This is a genomic window from Psychrobacter sanguinis (assembly GCF_020736705.1).
GTDB classification, from domain to species: domain Bacteria; phylum Pseudomonadota; class Gammaproteobacteria; order Pseudomonadales; family Moraxellaceae; genus Psychrobacter; species Psychrobacter sanguinis.
The window spans coordinates 267,348-285,365 of the sequence record NZ_CP085990.1 but is presented as its reverse complement, the minus strand read 5'-3'; the positions used below and the strand labels follow the sequence as shown (position 1 = coordinate 285,365).

15 protein-coding genes are annotated in these 18,018 nt (G+C 40.7%); 11 read left to right on the top strand and 4 right to left on the bottom strand.

The genetic code is table 11. The features are described from left to right. The first annotated feature begins 8 nt into the window (after nt 1-8). Nucleotides 9-665, top strand: a complete 657-nt coding sequence (locus tag LK453_RS01220; protein WP_201535436.1) for a DNA-3-methyladenine glycosylase family protein — start codon at nt 9-11, stop codon at nt 663-665. An 82-nt stretch (nt 666-747) separates the two neighbouring features. Here LK453_RS01220 and LK453_RS01215 read toward each other — a convergent pair whose 3' ends face one another. Together LK453_RS01215 and rsmI are read right to left on the bottom strand one after the other, a co-directional pair. Then, complete coding sequence (locus LK453_RS01215) at nt 748-2,106, bottom strand: MFS transporter (RefSeq protein ID WP_201535439.1); 1,359 nt, start codon at nt 2,104-2,106, stop codon at nt 748-750. Between the two features lie 408 nt (nt 2,107-2,514). Next, the gene (gene rsmI / locus LK453_RS01210) at nt 2,515-3,414 is read right to left on the bottom strand and encodes a 16S rRNA (cytidine(1402)-2'-O)-methyltransferase (protein WP_201535442.1); all 900 of its coding nucleotides are present in this window, start codon (nt 3,412-3,414) and stop codon (nt 2,515-2,517) included. A gap of 330 nt (nt 3,415-3,744) precedes the next feature. On the opposite strand from rsmI, the gene LK453_RS01205 reads away from it, so the two are divergent. From LK453_RS01205 to hisG, 6 genes are all read left to right on the top strand, one after another. Next, a complete protein-coding gene (locus LK453_RS01205; RefSeq protein WP_379652741.1) occupies nt 3,745-4,173 on the top strand; it encodes a YraN family protein in 429 nt (142 codons plus the stop codon). A gap of 222 nt (nt 4,174-4,395) precedes the next feature. After that, nucleotides 4,396-5,307 carry a BON domain-containing protein gene (locus tag LK453_RS01200; RefSeq protein ID WP_201526658.1) on the top strand — a complete coding sequence of 304 codons (912 nt, stop codon included), beginning with the start codon at nt 4,396-4,398 and terminating at the stop codon, nt 5,305-5,307. A 65-nt stretch (nt 5,308-5,372) separates the two neighbouring features. Next, a complete protein-coding gene (locus LK453_RS01195) occupies nt 5,373-6,332 on the top strand; it encodes an alpha/beta hydrolase (RefSeq protein WP_201535445.1) in 960 nt (319 codons plus the stop codon). A 324-nt stretch (nt 6,333-6,656) separates the two neighbouring features. Next, the gene (locus tag LK453_RS01190) at nt 6,657-6,911 is read left to right on the top strand and encodes a BolA family protein (protein WP_007394165.1); all 255 of its coding nucleotides are present in this window, start codon (nt 6,657-6,659) and stop codon (nt 6,909-6,911) included. A gap of 105 nt (nt 6,912-7,016) precedes the next feature. Continuing rightward, nucleotides 7,017-8,312 carry a UDP-N-acetylglucosamine 1-carboxyvinyltransferase gene (murA, locus tag LK453_RS01185; RefSeq protein WP_201535458.1) on the top strand — a complete coding sequence of 432 codons (1,296 nt, stop codon included), beginning with the start codon at nt 7,017-7,019 and terminating at the stop codon, nt 8,310-8,312. Nucleotides 8,313-8,378: 66 nt separating this feature from the next. Beyond that, on the top strand, nt 8,379-9,050 hold the full coding sequence (hisG, locus tag LK453_RS01180; RefSeq protein ID WP_007394163.1) for an ATP phosphoribosyltransferase: 672 nt from the start codon (nt 8,379-8,381) through the stop codon (nt 9,048-9,050). A gap of 168 nt (nt 9,051-9,218) precedes the next feature. On the opposite strand, the gene LK453_RS01175 is transcribed toward hisG, so the two are convergent. Then, entirely contained in the window at nt 9,219-10,730 is a 1,512-nt protein-coding gene (locus LK453_RS01175) for an esterase-like activity of phytase family protein (RefSeq protein WP_227674355.1), read from the bottom strand. 520 nt (nt 10,731-11,250) lie between these two features. Between LK453_RS01175 and hisD the strand changes: the two genes are divergently transcribed. Both hisD and hisC read left to right on the top strand, forming a co-directional pair. Continuing rightward, nucleotides 11,251-12,549 carry a histidinol dehydrogenase gene (gene hisD / locus LK453_RS01170; protein WP_201535461.1) on the top strand — a complete coding sequence of 433 codons (1,299 nt, stop codon included), beginning with the start codon at nt 11,251-11,253 and terminating at the stop codon, nt 12,547-12,549. Between the two features lie 244 nt (nt 12,550-12,793). After that, nucleotides 12,794-13,900, top strand: a complete 1,107-nt coding sequence (hisC, locus tag LK453_RS01165; RefSeq protein WP_201535464.1) for a histidinol-phosphate transaminase — start codon at nt 12,794-12,796, stop codon at nt 13,898-13,900. 73 nt (nt 13,901-13,973) lie between these two features. Here hisC and LK453_RS01160 read toward each other — a convergent pair whose 3' ends face one another. Further along, nucleotides 13,974-15,707, bottom strand: coding sequence for an anthranilate synthase component I family protein (locus tag LK453_RS01160; RefSeq protein WP_201535467.1), 1,734 nt, complete (start codon nt 15,705-15,707; stop codon nt 13,974-13,976). 328 nt (nt 15,708-16,035) lie between these two features. On the opposite strand from LK453_RS01160, the gene LK453_RS01155 reads away from it, so the two are divergent. Continuing rightward, nucleotides 16,036-17,376, top strand: a complete 1,341-nt coding sequence (locus tag LK453_RS01155; RefSeq protein WP_201535470.1) for an EcsC family protein — start codon at nt 16,036-16,038, stop codon at nt 17,374-17,376. Nucleotides 17,377-17,631: 255 nt separating this feature from the next. Further along, entirely contained in the window at nt 17,632-17,910 is a 279-nt protein-coding gene (locus LK453_RS01150) for a type B 50S ribosomal protein L31 (RefSeq protein WP_007394157.1), read from the top strand. Nucleotides 17,911-18,018 lie beyond the last annotated feature (108 nt).

Below are 18,018 nucleotides of genomic sequence, written 5' to 3'. Positions count from 1 at the left end.
AGCAAATCATGGCAAACGGTTCACAGCCATCCAATCAAATAACCACTATAGACACTCTCAATGAGTTAGAGCGTCATATCAAACAACTGATCCAAATCGAACCCCGATTTGCGCCAGTATATAAGCAAGTAGGCACACCAAGCTTACGCCGTAATAACGGTGGGTTCAATGAATTAATGCGAGCGATGGTAGGACAGCAGCTATCGGTAGCAGCGGCTGACAGTATTTGGAATAAATTAGATAAAGCAGGAATGACCACCCCTCAAGCTATTAAAAATGCCGACGATGATGAGCTTCGTATCAATGGTTTATCTAGACAAAAAATCCGCTATCTTCGATCATTGGTTGAGCATGATATTGATTTTGCGGAACTTGAAAACTTGCCCGATGATGAGGTGATAGCCACTCTAACCGCAGTAACGGGGATTGGCAGATGGACAGCCGAAATGTATTTGCTATTCAGCCTCGGACGAGCCGATGTATTGGCAGTTGATGACCTTGCCATTAAGGCTGGGGCAATGTCCTTATTGGGGCTAGATGATAGACCCACGCCCAAACAATTAAGACTGCTTTCTGAGACTTGGTCACCATATCGCAGTGCTGCCAGTTTACTATTGTGGTCACACTACGGTTGGCTTAAAAAACGAGATGCTGTACCTTTATAGCTCCTTTCTTAGAGAGCGTCTTTTTCAATTTCTTTTATAAAGTGTCTGTTTTTTAAAACCTGCTTTACCTCTCTTTTTTTGGCTACTCCAAGGCAGATAGCTGCTGATACTTTACCAATTGCGGCGTCTGATACACATAAAATCCCATAAAAAAGGCACAAACCCCGATAAAAATTAAGTACATGGCGGGAGCAAAGCTAATAATTTCAGTAATATACAATAGTGAAAAAGGCAGGATAACCCCAGTAAACACGGTTATAACATTGAAAATAACATTGGTACACATCAGGCGTTTTTGAGTAGGAAATAGCTGAAGAAATATCATAGGACATAGGCTAATAATGCCATTGCTAAAGCCTACCATCGTAAAGATGGGTACTAAATAAGTACCGTGGCCATGCGATAGATAATAATAGAGAAGTACCGCATTTAAACAAAGCAGGATAGAGCCTACCATTAGCACACGACCAAGGTTAATTTTATCTGCTAACCAGCCATAAAATAACATCCCTAAGGCCAATCCAATCATACCAAATGCACTCAATATACGCAGGGTAAATTCATCGATACTTACTTGACTGTTAATAAATTTTGGTAGCAGTAATAGCAGTAAAATCATTGAGCTTGAATAGATAAGAGTTAAAAAGAACGTTAAGAAATAGGCGTTAAAACGTTTTAAGTCATAGGTAAAACTTGATAACTCTATGGGTTCGATAGAGTCGCTCTTATGCTTCATAAACAGAGTTGTCTCGCTCAACTTATGTACCAAAAGATAGCCGATAAATGCCATAAGGCCACTGATAACAAATGGGATACGCCAAGCAAAGGCTACCAATTGGGCGTCTGAAAATACAAAGTTTAAATAGGTAATCATCAAGGCGCAGAAAATCACACCTAATGCTGAGCTCCCGCACACCATGCCAATACAAGTTGCCAAACGGCTACGCGGTAAACTTTCTGCCACATAGACCCAGCCTAATCCCAATTGATTGGCGAAAGCAGCCCCCTGAATAAGGCGTACGATTACCAATAATACAGAAGCCGTTACTCCAACTTGAGAGTAAGTAGGCAAGCAAGCGGCAACAATAGAGGTTAAAAATAATAGGAATAACCCTATATGTAGAACCGGCTTTCGACCCTTAATATCCGCATACCGTCCAAGTAATAACGCCCCAAAAGGGCGAGCGATAAAACCAATAGCGACGAGGCTAACCAGCTTAAGCTGTTGAGAAAACTCATCACCTGATTCAGCAAAGAAAGTAATGCTTAAGCTATCAGAGAGAAAAACAAAAATTGTAAAATCGAAGCTTGCTACAAATGTGACAAAGCAAATAATAAACAGCTTGCTACGCACACTATTTTCAGTGTGCGATTCAATACGGTTAAGTAAGGTACCGATTTTCTGTAAAGCAGTAGAATTCTGGGACTCTGTTTTTAGCATAATTTGACATTTATGTATTATTATTAAGATAAATAGTATAGTAAACCTATTTACAATCGATTACAAAGAGAGATAAGATTATTCTTATAAGTATTCAGATAAGTCGTGAAACAAATATAACTTCCTGTTTTAAAAAGTTTTTTATGTAAAATAACTGAAAATAAAGACATAAAATGGGGTGGTAAAAAGTATTTTATTTATAAAATATTACTAAATTATCTAATGTATATTAAAACTCAATTAGAAAATAATGGACATCAATGGCGGGTTATATGAGAAGTGAATTATTGAAGTAAGAGTTGCAAAAAGGGCAATAAATAAAAAGGTCGAAATTAATATTCGACCTTTTTGATGGTAAATAATTCGAGAGTGACTAATTTAGAAACGGCTAAGTTTGAGCTTTAAGATTTAGTTTGGCTGTAACTCAAGCAGTCTTTGATACAAAGCATTTTTCTTAACTCCTGTAATATCAGAGGCTAACGCAGCCGCTTTTTTCACCGACAAGTCTTCAAGTAAACGCTGTAATAAAGGATCATGGACACTCAAATCATCGCTGCTGCTATTCACGTTGCCGCCCACAACGAGCACGATTTCGCCTTTTTGCTGATTGTTATCTGACTCAACAAAGTTGACCAACTCGCCAAGTGTAGACTTCTTAACAGTTTCAAAAGTCTTAGTCAGCTCTCGGCATAAAGTAGCAGGTCTATTGTCACCAAAAACAGCCGCCATGTCTTTTAAACTGGCCACAATACGGTGTGGTGCTTCATAAAAGATTAGCGTTTCTGTACGTTCAGCGTAGTCCTGAAGCTGTTTTACTCGTCCATGGGTCTTAGCTGGTAAAAAGCCCACAAAGCTAAACTTGTCAGAGGGTAGACCGGCCACACTTAGAGCGCCAATTGCCGCACTGGCACCCACGACGGGGACGACGCTAACACCTGCCAAGTGAGCGGCCTGAACCAATTGATAACCTGGATCGCTAATAAGCGGTGTACCTGCATCACTAATCAAAGCCACAGAGTGGCCTCGCTGAATCATTTCTATAATTTTTGGGGTTTGGATTTCACTGTTGTGCTCATGATAGGCCCAAGTTTGGGTATCTATGTTAAAGTTGGAAAGCAGTTTTCCAGAAGTCCGAGTATCTTCACAAGCGATAATATCTACCTTCTTTAGCACGTCGATAGCACGAGCAGTAATATCGCCCATGTTTCCAATAGGGGTGGCCACAATGTAGAGATAGGCTTTGGCTACTGAAATATTACTTGGCTGAGAAGATTGCGAGGTTTGTTGAGCGTCGTCTTGCACTGACATAAAAGACCTTCATTAAATTTAAATATAGGGATAAGTTGCATATTACCAGTTTACCATGATGTGCTAATATATCTGTGTTCACTTGTCTTTATATGGCACGATAGTCGCATCATACTTATGTCAACAATAATGCCTATGCCCAAAATAACGCATAAAACAAAGCTTAAAGCAAAGCAATGCCTAAGCAACTAAGAAACGTCTTTTATAAATAGCGCTGTTATGGCTCAGTGATAAGTTATCAATGGAAAGTTTATGACTTACCACTGATAATCGATAACTGACGACGATGTTCACTTCCTCAGCCGTAAAATAAATCTAATAGGCTCCTCTATGCCCTCTAATCCTTCCTTATTAAGCTCGCCCAAACAGCGACATGGTGGGGATTATGAAAAAATCGCAGCTGATTTTTTACAGCAACAGGGCTTGGTTGTCCTTGCCAAAAACTGGCAGCAGCCTAATGTGGGCGAGATTGATTTGATACTGTTACATCCGGAAAAGGCATGGAATACCTTGGTGTTTGCTGAAGTTCGGAAACGTAAAGTTTCCAATTACGGGGATGCTTTAATGAGTATTACCCGAGCCAAACAGCGCAAATTGATTAAGACCGCTCGTTTCTTTTTAAGACACCATCCCAATTATGCCCATCTAGAGTGTCGATTTGATGTGGTCGCTTTTAACGAGCAGGTAGGGGCAAGTGAGGCGCATAAATTCATTCAGCCAGAGTGGGTACAAGGTGCCTTTATGGCCAATGCTTGGTGAATAATTTATCACTTCGGAAGGCTTTGCGTTAGGGTTTTGTTACCAAATATGTAAGGTAGTTTGAGCTGATAAAGGTAAACTAGAGCACATATTTTTTTCGTATTTTCATATTATAGCTAGAGATACCTTTGCTTTGAGCAATTTATTGAAAGTTGAAATTATTGAGTATTAAACTGTAAATGAAATTATTGAGTATTAAGCTGTAAATAAGGACATTGTAAAATGGTAAGTTCTTGGTTATCAGATAGTAAGTCTATTAAATGTACCACGCTTTGTGCCACATTAAGCCTCGGTCTGATGAGTGGCTGTGTGTCTATGCAAGCCATAAAATCTCCCAATGAGTCTTTTGGGGTAGCAGCAACAGATCGAACCTTAGCTCAGCGTATCTTAGACCAGAGTATTGAGAATACCGCAAAAGTTAACATCAGTCGTATTGACCCTACTTTTTCAGCACGCAGCCGTATTAGTATTAATAGTTTCTATAGCAATGTACTGCTAACGGGTGAAGTACCCGATGAAGAAGCTAAAAAGCAGGTAGAGGCCGTCGTATCTTCTATGCCTGATATTAAAAATCTCTATAATAAACTGACGGTTGCTAATGTCAAAGGGGCCAGTTATACCGTACACGATGCTTATATTAGCTCAAAAGTGAATGCTAAAATCTTAACCAACAATGCGATCAAAAATAGCCAAGTAAAAGTGGTTACTGACGACGGCGTTGTCTATGTCATGGGTAAACTGACACCGGCTCAGCGTGAACATTTGATTAATATTATCAATAGCACAGTGGGCATTAAAGAGTTGGTGCTATTAACCCAGCTTATCGATAATAATGGCGCAGAAATTAATGAAGATGCCATTATTCAAGAGACCAATCTTGAGCCGCCTGCACCGCGTTATATAGAAGAACCAATTGAAGTAGTGCCAGGTGCTAATGTTGAACAGTCTTATGCTCCACAACAGCAACAGGTGCCAGTCGTTCAGGGTGCAGAGGCTACTCAATATCAAGCACCACAAACGCCAGTTAGCGGTGTAAACAATGATATCGCGCCTGTGTCATCCCCACAGAGCTCAAACAATACTTATCCCAGTCCTTACATTGAAATGTATAAGCAAGAGGTAAATGGTTGGTAGAAACCATAGAGCCACAACCAAGGCTTTATCAGAATAATCCTTAAAAATAACGGAACGATCAGTCCATGTCGATGCAAAAATATAAGAAGTTGAGTGTTTCAGTAGCGGTTACAGGCGTGGCTTTATGGTCATTACATACCACGGCCAATGCTTCGCCAGGGTTAAAGCTATTGAATGCCATTACGCCTAATGGTGAAGTGAGTGTTATCAAGGATTTGAATTACGGTAATGAGCCGGATCAGAATTTAGATATCTACTATCCTAAAGAGCTTGCTAAAGCCGTAGATAATCATCAAAAGCCCAGTGCAGAGTATCCTTTTATCGTTTTTGTCCATGGTGGCTCTTGGGAAAGCGGTAATAAAGATCAGTATGCCTTTGTGGGTCAGAGTTTGGCCAAAGCGGGTTACGTTACGGCAGTGATTAACTATAGAAAAGCGCCACAGTTTATTTATCCTGAATTTGTTAAAGATACGGCTCAAGCGATTGCTTGGTCGCATGAAAATGCAGATAAATTTTTCGCCGATGCGAATAGAATGGCAGTTGTGGGTCATTCTGCCGGAGCATTTAACGCAGTCGCTGCAGTTTCTAATGCTGACTTTTTAAAGCCGTATGGATTGCAGCCAAATGATATCAAGGCGGTAGTGGGCATTGCGGGTCCTTACAGCTATGACTTTAGGAAGTTCTCTTCGCGCACTGTTTTCCCTGAAGGGGCAACGCCAGATGAGGTCATGCCAGATCGATTACTTAAAGCAGGAAGTAGTGGTCAACAACCTGATTATTTATTAATGACTGCTGAAAATGATAAAGTGGTACATATCAGTAATTCTGAAAAAATGGTAAAAGCTTTAACGGATGTCGGTGCTAATGTCAGTACTGAAGAAATTAAAGGTGCGACCCATGCTTCTATCATTGCGGCCATGTCGACTTCATTAACTTGGGTCAACCCTGTACGAGCACAAGTGCTAACTTATTTAGACCAAAAGCTGCAACCGCAACCAATCACAACAAAAGCTAAAGCCAGCTAGAAAAATTAGAAACTAGGTACGAAGGTCTAAAGCTGCTACTAACACTGGTTGGCTTTTAATCTTATACTTTTAATCTTCTAATAGTTATTAGCTTTTAGTTTTTTAACAGTGATTGCCTTTTAATATTGCTAATTTTGAGTCAATGTAAAATATTGGCTGAGATATTAATAAACATCTATTAGGCAAATATCGGCAACACTTGCTATAATCAAAAACTTATAACTTGTTATTCATTGCCAACCTATAGTCTGTCTATTGTCTGCAACAAACAAGTCAAAATATTTATTCATCTTAATTTATTAATACTAATTATAGGTAGTTTCCATGAGCATGAACGCTGATGATTTAATCGCATTTCTACAGCCACATTACCCAGAAGCTTTTATTCAAGCGGCCAATCAAGGCAATAAATTTGATGTACGCGTTGTGGATGCCAGTTTTGAGGGCAAGCGTCTGGTACAGCGTCAACAAGCAGTTTATGGCTTAGTAGGGGATATTATTGCCCGTGGCGATATTCATGCTCTTAATATTCAAGCTTTAACCCCTAAAGAATGGGAAGAGAAGCAAGCGAATCAATAATTTTAACTGAGTCAATTAACTAAGATGGGTAGGGCATAAGTTGATTGCTACCTATTATAGTCCTCTTTATTTTTTAATCGTTATTTCAGTTTAGGACAGTATTCAATGGACCAATTTCTAATTACCGGCCGTAGTCGCATTGCAGGCGAAGTCACTATCTCAGGCGCGAAAAACGCAGCCTTACCACTTCTTGCTGCTATGATTTTGGCAGAAACCCCCACCACATTGAAAAACGTTCCTTCACTGCAAGATGTGCGTACCTTAATCAAGCTGATTGCAGGCTTGGGTATTACTATTGAAAAACAGGGTGATACTGTTACTTGTGACACCAGCACCATCGAAAACTACTTTGCTCCTTATGAGTTAGTAAAAACCATGCGTGCCTCTATTTTGGTTTTAGGCCCATTATTGGCGCGTTTTGGTGAAGCCGAAGTATCGCTACCTGGTGGCTGTGCTATTGGTTCGCGTCCCGTTGATCAACATTTAAAAGCATTTAAAGCCATGGGTGCAGAAATAAATGTGGAAAATGGTTATGTGATTGCTAAGGCGCCTGAAGGGGGACGTTTGATCGGCTGTGAATACGGCTTTGACATGGTAACGGTTGGTGGTACTGAAAATGTTCTAATTGCAGCAACCTTAGCAAAAGGCACTACCGTTTTAGAAAACTGTGCTCGTGAACCAGAAGTGGTGGATTTGGCAAATATGCTAGTGGCGATGGGTGCCAAAATTGAAGGTATCGGTACAGCCACTTTGACCATTGAAGGTGTGGACAGCTTACATGGTTGTGAATACTCTGTGGTTGCCGATCGCATTGAAACCGGTTCTTACTTAGCGGGCGCGTTAATGACTGAAGGCGACGTCACCACTAGAAATACAGACCCTTCTTTATTGCTACCTGTTCTACAAAAGTTTGAAGAAATGGGTGCGGTCATTACCACGGGTGATGACTGGATTCGGGCGCAAATGACAGGCCGTCCTAAGCCAGTTGATATTCGTACGCAGCCTCATCCAGGATTCCCAACGGATATGCAAGCGCAATTAATGGCAGTTTGTTGTTTAGCAGACGGTACCAGTACCATTAGTGAGAACATTTTTGAAAACCGCTACATGCATGTGCCTGAATTAAAGCGTATGGGTGCAGACATTCAAGTAGATGGTCATACTGCGATTATTCGTGGTGTAGAAGAGTTTAACGCCGCTCCAGTTATGGCTACTGATCTACGTGCTTCAATGTCATTGGTTATGGCAGCAGCGGCAGCGGAAGGGGAAACCTTAATTGACCGTATCTACCATATTGACCGTGGTTATGAAAATGTGGAAGAAAAATTACGCGGCTTAGGGGTGAACATTGAGCGTGTTAATCCAGTAACTGATGGTACAGATTCGGATATCGCTGACTAGTAGTGACAGCCTAGCCTTATAAACCCATACTAAAAATACTCTCATCTAATTAAGACATACCTGACTATGACTGACACAAACGAATTATTGAATCAAGCTGATAGTGATTATAATGGGCTGACGTTGGCGTTATCTAAAGGACGTATTTTAAAAGAGACATTGCCCTTGCTAAAAGCAGCTGGTATCGAACTTTTAGAAGATCCTGACAAATCACGTAAACTTATTTTCCCGACCTCTCATCCGCAAGTTCGAGTGTTAATCTTACGCGCCAGTGACGTACCAACCTATGTCGAGCATGGCGCTGCTGACTTCGGTGTGGCCGGTAAAGATGTGTTGTTAGAGTATGGCGCCAAGCATGTTTACGAGCTACTTGATCTGAAAATAGCTCAATGTAAACTGATGACAGCAGGTATTAAAGGGGCAGAATTGCCCAACCGTCGTCTGCGTATTGCTACCAAGTATGTCAACGTAGCACGGGCTTATTTTGCCAGCCAAGGCCAACAAGTGGATATTATTAAGCTTTATGGCTCTATGGAATTGGCTCCGCTCGTGGGTTTAGGTGACTTAATTGTCGACGTGGTTGATACAGGAAATACTTTACGAGCTAATGGTTTAGAGCCTATCGATCATATCTGTAATGTGTCTTCACGATTGATTGTCAACCAAGTCAGTTATAAGCGTAAATATAGTTTACTTGAGCCTATTTTGGACAGCTTTAAGCAGAGTATAGGTGACTAGAGAGTTGAGTTGGTTATAGATGTATAAATAGGTTATTTGTTCTATATGAGAAAAACACCACTTAATGTGGTGTTTTTTTTGTGAAAGGTAACAGTGAAAGAGAAGGATAAAGCATTAATGGTTGTTGATGAGTTGACAGTATTTTATAAATCAACGGTAAGCTCTAAATTAATAGTCAATACCAGTCGCAATGTATAAACGACTCGCATCTTGTATGGTCTGATCTTTATCAAGGTACTTTTGTTCAAGCACACCTTTCGTTGACCAAGTCGCAAAATCATCATCATTAAGTAGACCTATATGTCCTTGACCCATCAACCATATGCCTTCTAATTTGTCATGTGGATAGTTAAATGCTTTGACAGCATCTAGAACCAGAGTCTTATTTACGGGTTGGATGCCTGCTTTATTGAGCGTCTGCCAGCTGCCATTATCTGCCGTTACTATTTGTTCTAATGTCTTGCCATTAAGGGTCAAGCCAAGCGTCTTATCTTGTTTCAAAGAGGCCGTCTCAGTCATAGCTTCTAAGTCAGTGGCCTTGTCTAGAGTCACTTTATGAATATGCTTTTGAGCCCCGGGTTTTTTTAATTGAAAAGTGCTATCACGTTCGATGACCAAAAAGGTTTTATTATCTAAAGCAACAATGCCTGAATTAGAATTTTGTGGAGACTGTTGTTTATAAAGGTATTGTGAGATTCTACCGTCGACTAGACTAATAGTAACGATACGGGTGATGTCTTGCTTACGGACAGCTTTACTAGGATTGTCCATGGTAGATTGCATGATACCCACTAAGGTTTTTTGGTCAGGAGTGATGGTTAAACCCTCCATACCTCGATTGGCACGACGGTTTGCAAATTCAGCAGGTAACAGTATTCTTTTGCCATTCACGATTATATTATTGCGACTGTCTGCCTCAAAAGCATTAATACGATTTATCTCGCGACCATTGGCATCAAAGTGCACTAAGTGCGGTCCATATTCGTCGCTTACCCAAAAGGTGCCATCACGCAGAGCGGCCAGACCTTCTCCATCAAGACCATAGACATCAGTTTTGATAGGGTTACTTACCTTATTAAACGGTTTAGACATATCCATCAAGATGGGGTTGCCATATTTGTCGTAAGGCGTCTCGCCAGTACCCCCTAAATTTTCAGTATTGGGTAGGCCTGATATGTTATGACCCTTAGTATCCTTTAACAGAATTTCTTTGATTTTTTTGATACGGCCATCTGCTTGTAATTCAAACAATCCTATACGTGGCACATAATTGGGCGTGGGGAATAACTTACCTTTGCCAAGTCTACCCTTAGATTTAGCATTAGGCCCACGGTCGGTCAGGGCATAAAACTGTGAGAGGTTAGTGGGATGGGCGGCTGCATCCGAACCAAATCCTCCGTTACGTATCTCTAAATTTTTGGTAGGGTGTAATCCATTTTTTAGGCTAGAATCAATAACTGTATAGGGCAGTAAGGCACCTTGTTTGTCTAATGAAGAAGCGTAATTACTGGCCTGTTCTTTAATCTGGCTGCTAGACTTATTCAGTGAGGACACACTGGTCTGGTACTGGGGTGCCGACGTACAGCTGCTGAGCATGCCAACCAATGAGACGCTGATTAACAAGGTGTTAAAAATAGGCGTTGAAGAAGTAAATCTGACAGACTTTCGAGTTGGAGACATTATTGGTTTCCCAAGATAAGAAAGGCCAAGATTGGCTGAGTCTAGGATGGATTTCTATACTAAATTAGTAAGTATTGCTTAATATAAAATGTAGAAAGTTCAGATAGCGTACCTAGGCTCTATTGCATTACGATGACGCAAATTAGAGATGACGCAAGTAAAGCTAGCAATTGGCTTCTTAGCACCAATAAGACATAGCGTTATTAACTGCCAATACTTTTATTAGGTGTCAATGCCATTATTAAGTGTGAATTGAGTTAAGTGCAAATTGAGTGCCAATGTAGTAGGCGGAAATGGAAATTAAATTGGTCAATAAGTCTGCTTTATAGAAAGAGGGAAATGATTTATATTTAAACTATTGATTGATAAAACCAATGTATTTGCATGCTACACTAAGGCTAAGGTCTTTGGTTTCAGACCTAGACCTTTACTGCCCTCTATGATTTTCAGGGCTATTTAGTTAAGTATTTCATTAACATAAGCTTCTATACTTTATAACCGTATTATCCCGAGGATATTCATGCGTACTTTAACCAGCTCTGACACTAATTTTGACACGCAGTTAACCGATTTACTTGCCTTTGAAACCGTCAATGACAAACAACTATTAGCCATAGTGGACGATATTATTAATCAAGTACGTCACTCAGGTGATGATGCCGTATTGGCCTTGACCCGACAATTTGATTCACATCCAGCAACCAATATGCAGCAACTAACTTTGACGGCTAATGAGCTCAAAAAAGCGTATGAAGCATTAGATGGCGAGGTTAAAACAGCGTTAAAAACAGCTGCCGAACGTATTAAGGATTTCCATCAGCGTCAAGCACAGTCTTCATGGGATTATACCGATAACCTTGGTAACCGTTTAGGACAAAAGGTCACCCCGCTAGATAGAGTGGGTATTTATGTACCAGGTGGCCTAGCTTCTTATCCGTCTTCAGTATTGATGAATGCCATTCCTGCCAAAGTGGCTGGAGTAGGCGAGGTAATCATGGTTGTTCCTGCGCCAAAAGGGGAGCTGAATCCTCTAGTACTGGCCGCAGCCTATCTGTCTGGCGTGGATAAGGTATTTACTATTGGTGGCGCCCAAGCAGTTGCAGCACTGGCGTATGGTACAGACAGTATTCCTCAAGTAGACAAAATTACTGGCCCTGGTAATAAATATGTGGCGGCAGCAAAACGAGCAGTATTTGGCCAAGTAGGTATTGATATGATTGCTGGACCGTCAGAAGTATTGGTTTATGCAGAAGGGGAGGATGGTGATAATACAGATTGGTTGGCGATGGATTTATTGTCACAAGCTGAGCATGATACAGTGGCACAAGCTATTTTTGTTACTACCAGCAGTGAGCAGCTGAAAGCTGTAGAACAGGCCATTGAAAAAGCGCTTCAGCTATTGCCAAAAGCGGACATCGCTCGAGAAGCTTTACAAAATCGAGGAGCGCTTATTTTAGTGAAAGACCGTGCTGAGGGTATTGAGGTCATTAATCGCGTGGCTCCAGAACATTTAGAGTTATCACTGGATAATCCAGATGAACTGATTGCCGATATTCGTCATGCGGGGGCAATATTTATGGGTCGTCATACACCAGAGGCGATTGGAGATTACTGTGCAGGACCTAACCATGTATTGCCCACTTCAGGCACGGCGCGCTTTTCTTCGCCACTCGGTGTATATGACTTTCAGAAGAAATCCTCTTTAATATATTGCTCAGTTGAAGGCTCAAAACCATTGGCTCAAGTGGCTGATACCTTAGCGATGCAGGAAGATTTAGAAGCACACGCCCGTTCAGCGCGCTATCGCAGTGGGCAGTAAACTGTCTTTGGACGGTATGTAAAGACAGCAACTTGTATTCAACGACAACGACCGTCGTGTATGATGAATAATTAGATTGTTTTAACTGAAAATCATCGTTTAGCCTTTAGTAGCGTGCTAAGATAAGTAGCTGTATTGACTGCGATGGTTGCCCCTAATAGTTATACCTAATATAGGCAAAATTGAAGATAATAGGGCTATAAAAATCCACCAATAGCCCCTTCAACAAAATACTTATTATAAGATGATAAAGACTATGGAATTTAAACTTGATACCCGCTTATGGTCAACAAAAGCCCGTAACTTAACGCCTTATGTGCCAGGTGAGCAGCCAAAGCATGATAATTTATGTAAGTTAAACACCAATGAAAATCCTTTTCCGCCTTCTCCAAAAGTGGCCGAAGCGATCGCAGAAGCCTTAGTTAATCAAGCAGATCAATTGCGTTTGTATCCTGCTCCAGAATCCGATGAGCTAAGACAAGCGTTGGCGGAAGCTTATGGCTTAAATCTGAATCAAGTTTTTGTCGGCAATGGCTCCGATGAGGTACTGGCATTGGTATTTGCTAGCTTCTTTATGAAGGAACGTCCTTTATTAGCGCCTGACATTAGCTATAGTTTTTATCCTGTATATGCAGAAACCTTTGGGGTTGACTTGATTAAGATACCTTTATCGAGTGACTTTAGTATCGAAACCGATGACTACCGTCAGCCTTGCTCAGGCATTATTATCGCCAACCCCAATGCACCAACGGGCATTTTGATGTCATTAGAAGCGATTGATAAGTTGACCGGTGAGCACCCGAATGCAGTGGTCGTCATTGATGAAGCTTATATTGATTTTGCCGATAAAGAAGCGGTGTCTGCCATTAGTTTGATTGATAAACATGATAATTTATTGGTGACGCAGACCTTCTCTAAGTCTCGTTCTTTAGCGGGCTTGCGTGTGGGCATGGCGTTTGGTGACCCTTCATTAATTGAAGCATTAACCCGAATGAAAAACAGCTTCAATAGCTATCCTTTAGATCGTTTGGCGCAAGCAGGTGCATTGGCCAGTGTTAAAGACGTGAGTTATTTTAAAGACACTTGCTGTAAAGTAATCGAGTTGCGTGAGCAGTTGGTTAAGGATTTGTCCGAGCTTGAGTTTGAGGTATTGCCTTCACAAGCAAACTTTGTGTTTGCACGTCCTACTCAGGGCAATGCAAGTGAGATTGCTCAAGATTTACGTGAGCAAGGCATTATCGTTCGTTATTTTAATCAGCCAAGGATTAATGACTACTTACGTATCACAATTGGTACTGCTGAACAAAACCAACGTCTGATTGAGGCCTTAAAGCAAATAGCCTCCGTATAATTTACAACGGCATGTGATAGTTTGAAATAAAAAGGCCAGAATTAAATTCTGGCCTTTTTTAATCTGCAAGACTCTACTGAGGATCTAATACAGTAACTAGATTACCCACTTTGTCATGGCACTCTTGATATTCAGCTGCACATTCTGAACCCACAGTGATACCACCACCCGCCCATAAGGCTACCTTACCTTGTGAGTCTGCTTGCAATGAGCGAATAAGTACATTCCATTGCCCTGTACCGTCAAAGTTCATATAGCCTAACGTTCCGCAATAAGCCCCTCTAGGTGCTGCTTCTAACTCACTGATTATTTCAACGGCTCTCTTCTTTGGCGTACCGGTGATTGAGCCAGCGGGTAAGCTATTAAATAAGACCGTCAACGGGTGATGCTCTTCTTTAATTGTGGCAGTAATGGTGCTGACCATGTGGTGCACATTACTAAAGCTTTCAATGGCAAAGAGTTTGGGGACATTGACACTGCCTACTTCAGCATATTTGCCCAAGTCATTACGTAGCAAGTCGACAATCATTACGTTTTCAGCTTTATCTTTGTCGCTCATAGCCAGCTGCTGCTTGAGCTGTTCATCTTGTTCAGCGTTAACACCGCGAGGTAAGGTGCCTTTAATGGGTTTGGTGATAATCTGCTGTTGGCCTTCTGCGTTTTTGTTAAATAATACAAACAGCTCTGGTGAACAGCTCAGCAACTCAAACTCACTAATACTTTGTTTCTTAGCAGTCGGAGCCATATTAGTAATACCTAAATAACCCGCAAAAGGTGCTTGAGTCTTATGGTGTAATTGAGGTAAGTAATCCACCAAACGTAGACAAGGCTTGCAATGAGTGAGTGTGTCATTAGGGGTGAAAGTTGACAAGCTGAGCTGTCCTTGCCATTTTTGAGTCAGATTAATTTGGTAACTGTCGCCCTGATGTAAGTACTGCTGCGTTTTATTAAACGCTTGGGTATATTGCTCAAAGTTCCATACCGGCTTCAAAGGCAAAGCAGGGGGCGTGGAAGGAAAAGTGACAGATTGCGTCAGTAACACGGTCAACTGGGCTTCAAAAGCTTGCAGATAGGCGACCATACTGTCTTGGAGGATTTGAGGCGTGTTATCCTCAGTATGCAACGCCCATTTTATATCAGGACCAGATTTATCAGTATAAGGTTTAAGGTAAATGTCATAGTGAGCCAAAAATGCACAGGGCTGTTCGGCTATTTCAATTTTTGAGCCAACAGCCAGTGCTTGGGCACCAATGTCATAGCCTATAAATCCCATTAAGCCACTTTGGAAAGTATCAGAATCCGCTACTGCTCGATCCTCTGCTTGACCTTCTAAGTTCAATGATAAGTTTTGCCCTAAATTGACATTACTTTTACAGTAGTCAATCAGTTCTTCAATCCACTTTTTATATTCGATTGAATAAATTATGCTATGACTGTTAATGGTGCTAGCAATAGCATCACTGGAGTTTTTATTGTTATTACTTGTGCTTTCTACCTTGGAAGTTAGATTTGGGGTTTTTAAGTTTGATCGCTGATAAGCGTCTATTTTGTCACTAGAGACTTGACGCGATGTCTTTAATATCTCAATATCTAATAATGGAGTGATAGACTTCGACTGAGGTAGGGCGTTTTTATACGCTGTCCATGACGTTTTAGGCAGTAGACCAATGACTTGCTCACTATCATTGTTCAGCCAACAGACATGCCAAGGCAAAAGAGATGATGACTCTTGCTCCATAAAATGATTCAAGTAAGGTACAAGCTGGTGAGCGGGCAAATTTTGAAATGAGAAAGTATGGTAAATCATAAAGGCTCAATATTTTAAATGGCGAACGCAAAACTCAAGACAGTGTAAGTTGTAACCCAGTTAGGTGTTAGGGTAGGTAAATAGTAGACTATTTTACATTGTGCTAAACCGCGATAACACTGTTTAAACTGATAAACCACTCTGAATTACATAAAATTGAATACAGTACTAGCGACATTATTAATTATTAAGTAGCTATTCAGTTAATTATTGAATAGCTATTAATTACGATGACGACTAAAGATACATTCTAGGGCTTATCGTTTTACTAATAAAATTTATTAAAATCTTATTTATTTATAATCTAAATTTTCAGGAAGAATTTTTTATGGCTAAGCAATCAAAGAACTCTAAAAGTAATAGTAAAATTATTAACGGCGTTGATGCCGTAGGCAGTGTCGCTCGTAGCGGGCTAGAGCGTTTTGGCTCATTGCTTGATAGTTTAAATGCTAAATCAGGTAAAGCCAGTCAATTTAAAGCAGTGGATTTATCAGAATATAAAAACAGCACTGCCAATAACTTATTAAGCCAACAAACCATCAAAACCTCTGAGCAATTGCTAGGCAGTCGTTTTACTACTTATAGTAAATATGCCAAAAAAGTAGTACCAGATAGCCTGTTTCAAAAAGCTTCAGATAGTGCTTTCTCACAAGTTGCTAAATTAGCGGCTAATTGGAGTGAAGTAGATTTACCAGGTCAACAACGTTTCAAAGGTACTCAAGCATTAACTGATCAAGAGCGTAATGCTTTAGCGCGTGATATTGCGAACCAAAACCGTGCCTTAGCCACTATTGGTGGTGTGACTGGTCTAGCCGGTCTTCCAGGTATGTTAGCAGATACGCTATGGTTGCTTTTGGTTTCTCTACGCACTGTATATCAATTAGCGATAGTGTATGACAAGCCATTAACCGGTAAGCAAGGCATAAAGATGGCTTATGCCGTAATTGGCAGTGCAGATCTTAGTAAAATGCAAGAGAAACAAACTATTTTAGCGACTCTTGGGGTGGCTAAAGGATTAGTTAATAGTGCAGATAATAGTGGCTTGCGCAGTGAGTTAACCAAAGGGTTAGGTATTGCTAATCCTAATGTTCAGTTCTATGCACAGCAAGTAGATAAGCTTGCCGAACAGTTCAACTTTGATTTAGATGGTATCAACTTAGGTTGGATGTCTAAATTTATACCTTTGTTATCAGTAGCGACTACCGTTCACTACAATAGTCATTTGATTGATCAAGTTATTGGCGTGGCAAAAGCTACTTTTGGTCCAGAGCCTATCATGGCTAAGCAAGCCCTTGCCGATCAGGCAAATTCTGAGAAATCAGATGATCAAAAAAACAGCGCTAACGAAGACGAGTCTGCTAAAGATACCAATAAGAAAGATGATTCTACAAAAGATGAGTCTAAATCAGCTGATAAATCAGAGAAGACTGATAAAAATGAGCAAAATCAGCAAAAACAAGCTGAAGCAGATAAAGAAGAACAAGCTTCGGATAAAGAGAGCGCAGATAAAGAAACTGCAGCTAAAAAATCTGAAGAAAAAGCAGAGACAGAGGAAGGATCAGAGTCTCCTAAATCTGAGTCTAAACAGGAGCAAACTTCGCAGAAAAAAGACGATCAACAAGATACGTCTAAAGAAGCTGACTCTAAATCAAATAAAGAACAAAAGTAGATAAATTAATAAGGATTGTCTAGTTTAGACTTTCTCTTACCTGAAAATAGGACGTGTTGCAACATTAATAACTTGCAACACGCCCTATAAATCGGTAAAATCACCGCCTTAACTTCCCGCTGAGGAAGGCTAGAATAGCAGGGGGTTGGTGTTGTGTGCTGGAATGAGCCAGTGACATGATGGCTAACCACTAATGCGTTTAGTGCCTCAGTTACGTACAGCACCGCTGTATATCGGACATAGAGAGAATTTATCATGCGTAAAGATATCCATCCAGAGTACCAAGAAGTATTATTCCACGACACTAACGCTGACGTGTTCTTCTTAACTCGTTCAACTGCTAAAACCAAAGCAACTCGCGAGTATGAAGGTAAAGAATACCCATACTACCCACTAGATATCTCTAGTGCGTCACACCCTTTCTACACTGGCGAACAACGTAAAACTTCTAACGAAGGTCGTGTTGCTAGCTTCAACAAACGCTTTGGTGCGTTTGGTGGCCGTAGCAAGGCTAAAACTACTGACGCGGAGTAATTTTTATAGTTACTTTAATGTAGCTATCTTGCGTTAAGAGTTAAGCGAAAAACCACTGCATTGCTAATATAGGTTGCGGTGGTTTTTTTATGTCTGTCGTAAAGCTTT

Coding starts and splice junctions, on each gene's coding strand:
- LK453_RS01200 (WP_201526658.1), top strand. CDS start 4,396: ATGGTAAGTTCTTGGTTATCAGATAGTAAGTCTATTAAATGTACCACG.
- rsmI (WP_201535442.1), bottom strand. CDS start 3,414: ATGTCAGTGCAAGACGACGCTCAACAAACCTCGCAATCTTCTCAGCCA.
- LK453_RS01215 (WP_201535439.1), bottom strand. CDS start 2,106: ATGCTAAAAACAGAGTCCCAGAATTCTACTGCTTTACAGAAAATCGGT.
- LK453_RS01190 (WP_007394165.1), top strand. CDS start 6,657: ATGAGCATGAACGCTGATGATTTAATCGCATTTCTACAGCCACATTAC.
- murA (WP_201535458.1), top strand. CDS start 7,017: ATGGACCAATTTCTAATTACCGGCCGTAGTCGCATTGCAGGCGAAGTC.
- LK453_RS01160 (WP_201535467.1), bottom strand. CDS start 15,707: ATGATTTACCATACTTTCTCATTTCAAAATTTGCCCGCTCACCAGCTT.
- LK453_RS01220 (WP_201535436.1), top strand. CDS start 9: ATGGCAAACGGTTCACAGCCATCCAATCAAATAACCACTATAGACACT.
- hisC (WP_201535464.1), top strand. CDS start 12,794: ATGATAAAGACTATGGAATTTAAACTTGATACCCGCTTATGGTCAACA.
- LK453_RS01175 (WP_227674355.1), bottom strand. CDS start 10,730: ATGTCTCCAACTCGAAAGTCTGTCAGATTTACTTCTTCAACGCCTATT.
- LK453_RS01155 (WP_201535470.1), top strand. CDS start 16,036: ATGGCTAAGCAATCAAAGAACTCTAAAAGTAATAGTAAAATTATTAAC.
- hisD (WP_201535461.1), top strand. CDS start 11,251: ATGCGTACTTTAACCAGCTCTGACACTAATTTTGACACGCAGTTAACC.
- hisG (WP_007394163.1), top strand. CDS start 8,379: ATGACTGACACAAACGAATTATTGAATCAAGCTGATAGTGATTATAAT.
- LK453_RS01205 (WP_379652741.1), top strand. CDS start 3,745: ATGCCCTCTAATCCTTCCTTATTAAGCTCGCCCAAACAGCGACATGGT.
- LK453_RS01195 (WP_201535445.1), top strand. CDS start 5,373: ATGTCGATGCAAAAATATAAGAAGTTGAGTGTTTCAGTAGCGGTTACA.
- LK453_RS01150 (WP_007394157.1), top strand. CDS start 17,632: ATGCGTAAAGATATCCATCCAGAGTACCAAGAAGTATTATTCCACGAC.